Annotated in this window: 8 protein-coding genes and 1 pseudogene; all 9 read left to right on the top strand. The window is 57.9% G+C overall.

The window, feature by feature from the left end; translation table 11 throughout:
• The first annotated feature begins 108 nt into the window (after nucleotides 1-108).
• Nucleotides 109-950 (top strand): annotated as a pseudogene (locus tag AC1RHV_RS27495) (replication initiator protein A).
• A 628-nt stretch (nucleotides 951-1578) separates the two neighbouring features.
• Nucleotides 1579-1797, top strand: coding sequence for a helix-turn-helix domain-containing protein (locus AC1RHV_RS27490; RefSeq protein ID WP_192492466.1), 219 nt, complete (start codon nucleotides 1579-1581; stop codon nucleotides 1795-1797).
• A 9-nt stretch (nucleotides 1798-1806) separates the two neighbouring features.
• Nucleotides 1807-4263 (top strand): EcoAI/FtnUII family type I restriction enzme subunit R, encoded by a 2457-nt coding sequence (hsdR, locus tag AC1RHV_RS27485; RefSeq protein WP_192492465.1) that lies wholly within the window; start codon nucleotides 1807-1809, stop codon nucleotides 4261-4263.
• Between the two features lie 35 nt (nucleotides 4264-4298).
• Nucleotides 4299-6077: a class I SAM-dependent DNA methyltransferase gene (locus AC1RHV_RS27480; RefSeq protein ID WP_192492464.1), complete on the top strand. Its 1779-nt coding sequence runs from the start codon at nucleotides 4299-4301 to the stop codon at nucleotides 6075-6077.
• Nucleotides 6077-8050 carry a restriction endonuclease subunit S gene (locus AC1RHV_RS27475; RefSeq protein WP_492302312.1) on the top strand — a complete coding sequence of 658 codons (1974 nt, stop codon included), beginning with the start codon at nucleotides 6077-6079 and terminating at the stop codon, nucleotides 8048-8050. Before AC1RHV_RS27480 ends, AC1RHV_RS27475 begins: the two co-directional genes overlap by 1 nt.
• 1 nt (nucleotide 8051) lies before the next feature.
• Complete coding sequence (locus AC1RHV_RS27470; RefSeq protein ID WP_192492462.1) at nucleotides 8052-9842, top strand: AAA family ATPase; 1791 nt, start codon at nucleotides 8052-8054, stop codon at nucleotides 9840-9842.
• Entirely contained in the window at nucleotides 9839-10696 is an 858-nt protein-coding gene (locus AC1RHV_RS27465; RefSeq protein WP_192492461.1) for an HNH endonuclease family protein, read from the top strand. The genes AC1RHV_RS27470 and AC1RHV_RS27465 overlap by 4 nt, the downstream gene beginning before the upstream one ends.
• A gap of 9 nt (nucleotides 10697-10705) precedes the next feature.
• Nucleotides 10706-11914 carry an AlbA family DNA-binding domain-containing protein gene (locus tag AC1RHV_RS27460; RefSeq protein WP_225588905.1) on the top strand — a complete coding sequence of 403 codons (1209 nt, stop codon included), beginning with the start codon at nucleotides 10706-10708 and terminating at the stop codon, nucleotides 11912-11914.
• Nucleotides 11826-12248 (top strand): Fic family protein (locus tag AC1RHV_RS27455; protein WP_492302311.1); only part of this gene is annotated, 423 nt, incomplete at its 3' end. The genes AC1RHV_RS27460 and AC1RHV_RS27455, both read left to right, overlap by 89 nt.

Below are 12248 nucleotides of genomic sequence, written 5' to 3'. Positions count from 1 at the left end.
CTCAGACTTGCGCCGTCACGCCTCATGGCGCACCCCGATCACGCCAACCGCCTGCCCGCGCCACAGCCGTCGCGACGACCGCCGTCTGCGCCTATCGGCATCGCGTCGATGGTGGTGGAACCAACGCGTGTGCCGGCAGCCGCAGCACCGTCCGAGCGCATGCAACTGGCGCTGTTCGGGCACTGCCCAGCGACATGGCTCCGCGCGATGCGCAGGACCTGATGGCGTATCCCTTTTTCTCGCTCTCCAAATCCCGGCGCACCGCACCCATCGACTTTCGCAGTGGCGATGTCTCGGTCAACGTCGAAGGTACGCACAAGTACGGCATCGCGACCATCTGGGATGCGGACATTTTGATCTGGGCGGCGTCACAGATCGTTGCCGCCCGCGATGCAGGCCTATCTCCCTCGCGCCTGATCCAGGGCACGCCTTACGAGATTCTGCGTTTCATCGGGCGCGGTGTCTCGCAGCGTGACTATCAGCGGCTGAAAGCCGCGCTCGATCGCCTGCAATCGACGACCATCGAAACATCCCTCCGCTGTGCAACGGGCGGGCGATTACAACGCTTTTCGTGGATCAGCGAATGGCATGCCGTCAGCGATGCGCGCGGCATCCCGCAAGGCATCGAGTTAATCCTGCCCGAGTGGTTTTATGCGGTCGTACTCGACGCCGGTCTGGTGCTCACGATTGACCCAGCATACTTCCGGCTCAGCGGCGGCATCGAGCGCTGGCTATACCGCGTGATACGCAAGCACGGCGGTCATCAGCCCGACGGCTGGCGGTTCACGTTCGCGCAGCTTTATCGCAAATCGGGCAGCATCGCTCGCTACTATGATTTTGCAGCCGATCTGCGCGTCCTGGTCGCTAAGCAATCCCTGCCCGGCTACGTGCTTGGCATCGAGTTTGCAACCAGCATCGGCGCGGATGTGTTGACCTTTCGGCCAGTCTAAACATCACATGGCCAGCTGCATCCGTGGCTAAATCCGATTGTACGCAGGGGTGGCAGATAGAGTTATGTACCGTGCGCATACTCTGTTGCCGAGCTACATCAAAACCCGTCACCTCCAACCGTCACGCTACGGCACCGCCATTGCACAGCGTTGCGCATGGGTTCCGCCGTGCTTTATGCACGCGGGCGTGCATAAAGCACGACGGCCTGGTTGCACGAATCCGTGCAATGTCCGATGCAATGCCGCTGCACCGGGCGATGCCATCCCCCATGTCCAACTCGTGCCAGGCTATGTTCCGTCCACCATCAGCGCCCGAGGGCGCTGCGCCGCCAACTGCGTGCCGTCAGGCACAAGGCGGCGGAAGACAAGATAAAAGGTCGCGGCACGTCGCCGCGAGGAAAGCGGGTCTGCACATGGGGTTGGTGCGGCACGCTCAAACCGGGGCATCGTGCTGCGAGGGCACGAAATGCCGCGTGGGCATTGACGAAAGTGCGTGCCTGCCACGGGCAGCAAGCTGTTCGGGGCGGAAGCCAAGCATTCCATGGCCAGCTCTATATTTACATGCTAGATTGCGTCTTTGCGATTTAATACGACTTTGTGCCGCCACTTCATTGGCGCTGGAGCAGCCGTGACCGAGCCTTGGGTATCCGTTGAACAGGTCGCCGAACACTTGGGCGTGACGCGCGATTCCATCTATCGCTGGATCGACCGCAAGAGCCTGCCTGCGCATCGCGTGGGGCGGCTGTGGAAGTTCCAGGTGTCGGAGGTGGACGAATGGGTGCGCGCCGGGGGTGCGGATGAAGGTGCCGCACAATACGAAAAATCAGCAACCTCGCGCCGCAGTTAAGAGGGGCCAATGGACAAATACCAGCTCAGCGAGCGCGACATCTGCACTAAGTTCATCACACCGGCTATTCAGCAGGCGGGGTGGCAACAGCACCAGTTCCGTGAAGAGGTGAGCCTCACCGATGGCCGCGTGATGGTGCGTGGCAAGCTGGCGTCTCGTATCAAGAATCCCGATGCCAAAGGTGGCCCCAAGCGGGCTGACTTCGTACTTTACGGCCGCCCCAACGTTCCCATTGCCGTCGTAGAAGCCAAACAAGCCAAGTTCTCGGTCGGCCACGGGATGCAACAGGCGCTGGCCTACGCCGAAATGCTCGATGCCCCATTCGCCATCAGCAGCAACGGCGATGGCTTTCTGCTGCATGACCGCACGGGTTTGACACAGCGCATTGAGCGCGAGCTCCCGCTCACCGAGTTTCCCACGCTGAACGACTTGTGGCCGCTGTACCAGCAGTGGAAAGGCTTGGCCGAAGCCTCCGCCGTAAAACTGGTTGAACAGCCGTTCTATTCCGATGGCAGTGGCAAAGAGCCGCGCTATTACCAGCGCGTCGCCATCAACCGCGCCATTGAAGCAATCGCCAAAGGGCAGCAGCGCGTACTTCTGGTCATGGCCACCGGCACTGGCAAAACCTACACCGCTTTCCAGATCATCTGGCGCTTATGGAAGGCCAAGGCTAAAAAACGCATCCTTTTCCTGGCCGACCGCAACATCCTTGTTGATCAGACCATGCAGCAAGATTTCGCGCCGTTCGGCGAAGTGATGCACAAGGTCACCAACCGAGAGGTGAAGAAGAATTACGAAATCTATCTGGCGCTCTATCAGGCAGTGACAGGTCGTGAGGAGTGGAAGCAGATCTACCGCCAGTTCCCTGCGGATTTTTTCGACTTGGTTGTGATCGACGAATGCCATCGAGGCAGTGCCGCCGATGATTCCGCCTGGCGCGATGTGCTCGACTATTTCAGCAGTGCTACGCACCTGGGCTTGACCGCTACGCCGAAGGAAACCAAGGACGTCAGCAACATCACCTATTTTGGCGATCCGGTCTATACCTACTCACTGAAGCAAGGCATTGAAGACGGCTTCCTCGCACCCTACAAGGTGATCCGCATCGCCACCGATGTCGATGCCGTGGGCTACACCCCAGAGAAGGGCAAGGTCGACAAGTTGGGCCAAACGGTGGAACAGCGCCAGTACAACACCAAGGATTTCGACCGCAATCTGGTGCTGGAAAAACGCACCAAGCTCGTCGCCAGCAAGGTATGGGAATACCTCAGGGCAACCGACCCAATGGCCAAAACCATCGTTTTTTGTGACGATCAGGATCACGCCGAACGCATGCGCCAAGAGTTGGTCAAGCTCATTCCAGCCGCTGCGAGCAACCGCCGCTATGTCATGCGCATCACAGGTGATGACAACGAAGGCAAGGCGCAGCTTTCCTACTTCATCGACAACGACGAACCCTATCCGGTCATCGCCACCACGTCCAAGCTGCTCACCACCGGCGTGGATGCAAAGACTTGCAAGCTCATTGTGCTAGACCAGAACATCAATTCGATGACCGAGTTCAAGCAGATCATCGGTCGTGGCACCCGTCTGCGTGAGGACTACCAGAAGCTGTACTTCACCATCATGGATTTCAAGGGTGCCACGCGCCTGTTCGCCGATCCTGACTTCGATGGCGAACCCGTGGTGATTTACGAGCCCAACCCTGACGAGCCTGTGGTACCGCCCGACACCGAGCTGCCAGAAGGCGCCAACCCGCCAGGCATTGGCGAACCCGAACCGCCACCTTATGGCTCGGACCCAACCGGTGGTGACGACACGCCATCTGGTGGCGATACGGGAGGTGGCGGAGGTGGTGGTGAAGGCCGCGTCAAATATGTGATCGACGACGTCAACGTGCGCGTGGCGGTAGAGCGCTCCCAGTATCTGGACGCCGACGGCAAACTCATCACTGAGGACTACCGCGTATTGCTGAAAGACGACATCAAGAAAGCGCTGCAGGCAGAATTCGGTAGCATGACCGACTTCCTGCGCCGCTGGAACAGTGCCGAACGCAAGCAGGCCGTCTTGGAAGAACTTGCAGATCACGGCGTGCCGCTCGAAATCCTGCAGCAGGCCGTGGCCAACGGCAGCGAACTAGATGTATTCGATCTGGTGGTCCACGTCGCTTTCGACCAAAAACCCCTCACCCGCCGCGAACGCGCCAACAACGTCAAAAAGCGTGATGTGTTCGGCAAATACGGCGAACAGGCCCGCGCCGTGCTCGATGCCCTGCTCGACAAATTCGCCGACCACGGCGTGCAAGACATCGAAGACGCCAAGGTGCTGGAGTTGCCGCCGTTTGACCAGTTCGGCAGCAAAACCCAGATCCGGCGTGGCATTTTCGGCAGCATCGAGCAATACACCCAAGCCGTGCAAGAACTTGAGCACGCGCTCTACGACCAGAACGAATTGAAACAAGCCTGATCGCGCCTCAGGCCACGTACATCGAGAACGACAAGATGAATCTCAGCAGCACCATCAAATCCATTCAGGACATCATGCGCAAGGATGATGGCGTTGACGGCGACGCCCAACGCCTCGGCCAGCTCACCTGGATGCTCTTCCTCAAGGTATTCGACCAACGCGAAGAAGAATGGGAAGACGACAATGCCGACTACCAGTCGCCGCTGCCCGAGCGCTTCCGCTGGCGCAACTGGGCGGCATACAAAGCCGATGCCGATGGCAAGAAAAAGCCGCAGATTGCAGGCAGCGAGTTGATCAGCTTCGTCAATAACGACCTGTTTCCCGCACTCAAAGACCAGATCGACGCTGACCGCAGCCCCCAGCACAAGGTCATCCGCGAAGTGTTCCGCGATGCCAACAACTACATGAAATCCGGCCCGCAAATGCTGGCCGTGATCGAAAAGCTGGAAGACGCCATCAACTTCCACGACTTCAAAACCCGCGCCAACCTGGGCGATGTCTACGAGCAAATGCTCAACGACCTGCGCGGCGCGGGCAATGCGGGCGAGTTCTACACCCCACGCGCCATCACCGCCTTCATGGCTGGTCGCGTCAACCCACGCCTGGACAAGCGCGAAACCGTGATGGACCCCGCCTGCGGCACGGGCGGCTTTTTGACCGCCGCCATCGACCACTTTCGCAACCAGCTCACCACCAAGTCCAGCGCCGAAGACAAGCGTGCCATTGAAGACCTGATCCACGGCATCGAGAAGAAGCAGTTGCCCCACCTGCTGTGCACCACCAACATGTTGTTGCATGGCATCGACGTGCCCAGCCAGATTGAGCACAAAAACACGCTGGGCATCGGCTGGAACGAATGGAGCGCCAACGACAAGGTCGATTGCATCGTCACCAATCCGCCGTTTGGCGGTTATGAGGACGATGGCGTCGGTAGTGACTACCCGGCGGACCTGCGCACCCGCGAAACAGCCGACATGTTTATGGCGCTCATCATCAAAAAGCTGCTGAAAGCAAATGGCCGCGCTGCCGTGGTGCTGCCAGATGGCTTTTTGTTTGGTGATGGCATCAAAGGTACGCTCAAAAAACTGCTGCTGCGTGACTGCAAGCTGCACACCATCATCCGCCTGCCCAAGGGCGTGTTCGCGCCGTACACCACCATTAAGACCAACCTGCTGTTCTTTACCAAGGGCAGCACGGTGGATGACGGTACCGAGCACTTCCACACCGACACCATTTGGTTCTACGAGCACCCCTACCCACCGGGCTACAAGAGCTACTCCAAAACCAAGCCCATCCGGCTGGAGGAATTCAAGTCCGAGCAAGACTGGTGGGGAGATGAGGCAAACGACTTCGCCGACCGGGTGGAAAACGAATTCGCCTGGAAGGTCGATTTCAAGGCCAAGCGTGAACAGGCTGAAGCCGCTGCACAACCGCATTGGCAACGCGCCGAAGAACTGAACAACCAGGCTGTTGCACTGGAGGCCGAGACCAAGGAGTTGCGCAGTAGTCTGATCGGTAGCACCGACGCAGCCTACCGCGAAAAAGTCGAGGCGCAGATTGCCGATCTGCGCACCCAAGCCGAATCCCTGCGCCTGCAAGCACGCGATGCGCAGGCGGCAGGTGATCGCCTCTACTGGCCTATTTTCAATCTCGATCTGAAAAACCCGAATGCGCCGGAAGAAGAAACCCACGACCCGGACCTGCTGCTGGAGAAGTACAAAAAACTGCTGGGTGAAATCGAAGAGACCGAAAACCAACTCAAAAGCGAACTGGCTGCCGCACTGGCGCATCACTTCGTCAGTGAGGATGCCTGATGGATGCGCAGCAGTTTTTGGCGGAGTTCGGGCATATTGCCAATGCGCCGGGGGGCGTAGAGAGGTTGCGGGAGTTGGTGCTGCATCTTGCTGTATCAGGCGATCTGACAGTTACGGAATCACCCGTTGATGCAGCACCTTTACTCGACTCTATTGCAAGGCAGAAACAAGGTCACAGGGAAAAGAAAAAAGTCATTTCAAAGCAATCTTCTATTTCGCGTGAGGTTGTCAAAGCTCCGCCCCACTGGGCTGTTTGCCGCTTGGGCGACTTGGCATTGACTGTAACTGGTGGTGGAACACCGTCCAAAAATAACCCCGCTTATTGGGGGGGGGATATTCCTTGGGCGAGCGTGAAGGATTTGAAGGAGCTGAAGTTCCTGGATGACACAGAAGACCACATCACGAAAGAAGGGCTAGAGAACAGCTCTTCAAACCTGATTCCACCTGGCCGAGTAATCGTTTGCACGCGTATGGGTCTTGGCAAGGTTGCAATTAACCGTGTTGCAATTGCAATCAACCAAGACCTGAAGGCATTGGAATTGCCGAAGGAAGTAAACGCCGATTTCTTCTTGATTCTTTATCGGACTCGTCAGGTAACAGGCACTGGAACAACAGTTTCTGGTATCAAGCAGGATCAGTTATTGGCGTTGCCCGCTGTGTTGCCGCCAGTCAAAGAACAAACCCGCATCGTCGCCAAAGTCGATGAGCTGATGGCCCTGTGCGACAAGCTGGAAGCGCAACAGCAAGCCCGCCGCAAACTGCAAAACGCGCTGCGCCAGTTCACCCTGCAAGCCGTCGCTAACAGCCAAAGCCCGCATGAGCTGCAAACTAATTGGGCGCGCCTAGCCGACAATTTCGGGGGACTGTTTCATGCACCGGAGGATGTGGCGACGTTCAAGGGCTTGGTCCTTGACTTAGCAGTGAGTGGCGAATTACTGAACGTTGAGCATCGCCATGCTGCTACGGGTGCCAACTTGCTCGACGCCATCGCAGCGAAGCGCATTGAATGGTCACGGGAACCAGAGGGACAAGAGAAGAAAGAATCTTTAGCGATGCTGAAAAAGCTCCGTATTCAGCAAGTAAATATTCCAGAAGATCGATTGCCCGAGCACTGGGCATGGGCGTCACTGCTTGAGGTTTCACAAGTCATTATTGACTGTGACCACAAGACACCAGCCTACTCTGACAGCGGAATTCACCTTATTCGCACTACTGACATTCGCAATGGTGAAATGCGGCTTGATGCCACAAAAAAGGTTTCCAGGGAAAGCTATCTTGCTCGTTCGCGACGATTAACTCCGCAGGCTGGGGACATATTTTTCACGCGCGAAGCCCCGATGGGTGAGGCTGCAATAGTTCCTAATGGGCATGTTGTCTGCCTTGGCCAGCGGCTCATGCTCATCAGGCTTTTTACCGAGTTGTTTAGCAACAGATTCCTCATTTACGTAATTCAAAGCCCGAGCTTTCAAAAACGATTGCAGGCATCGGCCATCGGCATGACGGTGAAGCACATAAATGTTGGTGATGTCGAAAATCTAGTGCTTCCGGTTCCACCCAAGGCAGAACAAGATCGAATTGTTGCAATCGTCGATGGGCTTTTCCGCATGTGTGATCACTACGCAGATCAACTTTCCCGAAAACAGCGCATAGCGACCAATCTTGCTGCTAGCGCGGTTGCCAGTCTCACCGGAATCGCCATCGAACAAGAAGAGGAACCCATGAAAGCCCCGCAAACCGAGTTGATTGCCCCGCTGCGCTTGGGCACCACCCCCGACATCAAAGCGCAAGCTCCGCTGGCAACCATTCTGGTCCGTCACCGTGGCGAAATGAGCGCAAAGGACTTGTGGCAGCGCTACGGCGGCGAGATTGATGCTTTTTACGCGCAACTGAAAATCGAAGTGGCACATGGCTGGATTCAGGAACCCGCGCCCGCCAAAGTGCGCGAGAAGCCCGCCGACACGGTGAGCGCCTGATATGCAACTGCTGCGCATCCGTATTCCCGCCTTTCGCAACCTGCGCGATCTCGACATTGCGTTTGACTCGCACTTGCCACCTGCTACCGGTGCAGCATCGGATGCGCCGCGCAAGCCCATTCGCAGCCACGCGCTGATCGGTCAAAACGGCACCGGAAAATCGAATCTGATCGAGGCGCTGATCACCATCTTTCGCGACGTGGATCTGGATCGCGAAGCGGCCTTCGATTACACGCTGGAGTACAGCATCCGTGACCATACGGTGCGCATCGAAGCTGATACCGCCAAGCAGAAGCGCCCCTATGTGTGGGTGGACGGCAAGACCGAATCGCAGGGCTATTTGCTGAAGAACCGCGAACTGCTGCCCGCGCACATTTTTGCCTATTACTCTGGCCGCAATGAACGCATCGAGGCGCTGTTTCAAGAGCATCAGCGCCGATTCAACCAACGCCAGGAAATCACCACCGACGAGGTGCTCCCCGAACAACTTCTGGAAAACTTTACCGGCTCGGATGCAGATATCCGCGCGGTGGAAGAAGCCAAACGCCGCCGAGAAGCGCGCTTGAAGCAAGCCGGCGACGACCGCCTGCGCCGTCTGTTCTACTGCCGAGGCGGCCACAGCCAGTTGGTGCTGCTGGCGTGTTTGCTGTCCGACGACCCGGTGTTTCAAAAGGTGCTGAAGAACCTGCATATTGAGTCGTTGGAATCCGCCTTGTTTGTATTGAAAGAGCCGCATCGCCTGCGCGAAAAGCGCCGGAGTGGCAGGTTTGACGAAAACGAACTCAACGAAGGCGACCCGCGTTTCTGGTACGCGCGCGGCAATGTGGTGAGCGAGTTTCTCGACAAGCTCTGGCAGGTATCCTGGGCTCCGATCGAGCAGGAAGCCACCACACAGATCGACTTCCGTGGCCGAACCGAAAAGCAGAAGCAGCTTTATCTGTTCGTGCCGAATCAGGACAAGCTCAAGCAACTTGGCGAACTGGTCGGCAGCACCGACAGTTTTTTCCGCTACGCCGAAGGCGCCTACATCGGTGACTTGATCGACGAGGTGCGCATCACAGTGAAGAAACGCGATGAGCATGGCGGCAAGATGAGCTTCACGCATTTGTCGGAAGGTGAGCTACAAATGCTCACCGTTCTGGGCTTGATGCGCATCACTCGCGAAGACCACTGCTTGTTCTTGCTCGATGAGCCGGACACCCACCTGAATCCGATCTGGAAGCTGCGCTATTTCGACGACATCGAAGGCGTGCTGAGCGATGCTCGTGAAGGTGAATTCGATAGCGATGCGTTTGATCGCAGTGCCTTTGATGCCTCGGCTGGGCAATCGCAAATTCTCATCACCACCCACGACCCGATGATGGTGGGCAGCCTCAAGCGCGAGCAGGTTCACATTTTGCGCCGCGATGGTGCTCGCACGGTGGTGGATGTGCCCGATGAGCACCCACAAGGCATGGGCGTGACAGGGCTGCTTAAGAGCGAACTGTTCGGCCTTTCATCCACACTGGACATAGAAACCGAGCGGCGCTTGTTCCGCCGCAATGAGCTATTCGTGAAGTCTCCACGCACTGCGGAGGAGGATGCGGAGCTGAGTCGTTTGTCTGCTGAATTGGCTGATCTAGGATTTTCGACCGCTGATTTCCGCGACCCGGACTACGCGCTCTTTGTACGCAAAATGGCGCAGCACCGCCGCTTCCGCAAACCAACCCTTACGCCACAGGAGCAGGCCGAGCAGGATGCAATTGCCGATTCCATCATCGACGAAATCTTGCGCGAGGAGGATAGCCGGTGATCTTCATTGATCTGGAAAACAAGTTGCCGACCGATACCGACATCCCAAACTGGACACCGTGGACTCAAGCGCAGTGGGATGCCTGGATGGCGAAATCCGCCCAATTGGTGGAGAATTTGGCTGCGCTGGACACAGCTGGCAAGTGCGACGAGCGCAACGCACTGATTGATGCGAATAGTGCGCACTGGGGCGCTTTGAAGGAATGGCTGTTGGCTCTGTCGGCGGGAAAATGCTGGTTTTCGGAAGTGCGTGAGTTGTACTCGCACTATGACGTTGAACACTTTCGTCCCAAGAAAGAAGCCAAGGCACTGGATGCCAGCCTGCGCGATGGCTATTGGTGGCTGGCCTTCGACTACATGAACTTCCGCGTCTGCGGCAATGTCGGTAACCGCAAAAAAGGCGGATGGTTTCCGCTCAAGGACGGCTCTTTGTGCTCCACCGCCGCCGCTCGCTGTGAGGAATCGGAAACACGCTATCTGCTCGACCCGATTGATGATGATGACGTTGCGCTAATTGCTTTCGACGAAGAGGGCAAGGTTATTCCCATTCCAGGTTCCTCTGCGTGGGAACAAGAGCGTGTCATCGAAACAGTTAAGCGGCTCAAACTCAATGAGCATGCTCCGTTGGCAGAAGCGCGCCGCAAGGTATGGCAACAAGTGGATAGGTTGATCGACGACTTTACAAAAGCCAAGGCCCGATGTGGCGCAGGCAATAACCCAGCAGCCAAGGCAAAACTAGCCGAGGTTCGCACGAAGGTGCGCAAGATGACGAATCCAGCTGCAGAGCTGTCAGCGGTCGCTCGCTGGTGCCTGCTGGTGCGCAATGATCCACAACTTTCCAGACTGGTCGGGTGAGCGGTTGAAATGAACAAACTCCCCATCAACCTTGACGACCTGCTGCGCCAACGCACGGTCGAGGGCGAACGCATCGAGTACAAGGCCGGCTGGAACCCGGACGCGATCATCCGCACCCTATGCGCCTTCGCCAATGACTTCGAGAACCTGGGCGGCGGCTATGTGGTGATCGGGCAGGACTGCGATGCCAACGGCCAGCCCGTCTTTCCGCCGGTTGGCCTGCCCGACAACCAGCTCGACAAAATCCAGCGTGAACTGCTGGCGCACTGCCAATTGATCCAGCCGCCGTATTTCCCGGTGTTGAGCATCGAAGTGGTCGAAGGTCGCAACCTGATCGTGCTGCAAGCGCCGGGCGGGCAGACCCGACCGTACAAGGCACCCGAAGCCGTCACCGCCAACAAGAAAACTTGGCGCTACTACATCCGTCGCTACAGCAGCACGGTCGAGGCCAAGAGCGACACCGAACAGGAATTGTTGAGCCTGGCGGCCAAGGTGCCATTCGACGACCGCTTCAATCAATTCGCGCGCGTCGATGATCTTGCCAAACCCTTGATGCAAGAGTTCTTGCAGGAAGTTGGCAGCGCACTGGCGGCGGATGCACCGGGGCTTTCCGTCGAGGCGCTGGCACGTCAGATGAACGTGGCGGGCGGCCCTACTGAATCGCCCTGGCCAAAGAACGTGGGTCTGCTGTTTTTCAACGAAACGCCGGAGCGCTTCTTCCCCAGCTTGCAGATCGACGTGGTCTGGTTCCCCGAAGGCGCGGGCGGCGACCGCTTCGACGAGAAGATCTTCAAGGGGCCGGTGGCGCGGATGACGCGCGAGGCGCTGGGCTACATCCAGCGCAACTTTCTGCGCGAGACGGTCATCAAGCATCCCGACCGTGCCGAGGCCACGCGGGTCTGGAATTTCCCGTTCGCCGCCATCGAAGAGGCCGTGGTCAACGCGGTCTATCACCGTTCCTACGAGGAGCGCGAGCCCATCGAGGTGCGCATCAGCAACGATGAACTAACTGTCCTCAGCATCCCAGGCCCGGATCGGTCGATCCGGATGGAAGATCTGAAGGCGGGCCGTGCGGTCAGCCGGCGCTACCGCAACCGGCCGCATCGGCGAGTTCCTCAAAGAGCTGGACATGACCGAGGGGCGCTCCACCGGCATTCCGAAAATCCTGAAGGAAATGGCGGCCAACGGCTCGCCCGCACCACTGTTCGAGACGGATGATGATCGGCTTTCGTTCGTGATCCGACTGCCGAGGCATCCGCTGGCGCTTGTTCCGACCCCGGAAGTCACCGGGGAAGTCACCGGGGAAGTTGAGCGCCTGCTACGCATTCTGGCCGGAGAGATGTCCCGGCAGCAGTTGCAGGAGGGGTTGGCGCTCAAGCACGAGGATCATTTCCGCAAGGCCTACCTGCTCCCGGCCCTTGCATCAGGACTGGTCGAAATGACCCTGCCCGACAAGCCGCGCAGCAGCAAACAACGATACCGGCTGACGGATGCAGGGCGACGCTGGCTGGCGCTGCGGCCCGATGGCTCTGGGAGTGTCATAAATTTTGTG

The organism is Achromobacter sp. GW823-FHT04E03, from assembly GCF_058796095.1.
The sequence above is the reverse complement of the archived record's forward strand: the minus strand, read 5'-3'. Positions and strand labels throughout refer to the sequence as shown.

Bases quoted from the DNA above. Each gene is read 5' to 3' on its own strand.
- AC1RHV_RS27480 (WP_192492464.1), top strand. From the start codon at position 4,299: ATGAATCTCAGCAGCACCATCAAATCCATTCAGGACATCATGCGCAAG.
- hsdR (WP_192492465.1), top strand. From the start codon at position 1,807: ATGGACAAATACCAGCTCAGCGAGCGCGACATCTGCACTAAGTTCATC.
- AC1RHV_RS27460 (WP_225588905.1), top strand. From the start codon at position 10,706: ATGAACAAACTCCCCATCAACCTTGACGACCTGCTGCGCCAACGCACG.
- AC1RHV_RS27475 (WP_492302312.1), top strand. From the start codon at position 6,077: ATGGATGCGCAGCAGTTTTTGGCGGAGTTCGGGCATATTGCCAATGCG.
- AC1RHV_RS27470 (WP_192492462.1), top strand. From the start codon at position 8,052: ATGCAACTGCTGCGCATCCGTATTCCCGCCTTTCGCAACCTGCGCGAT.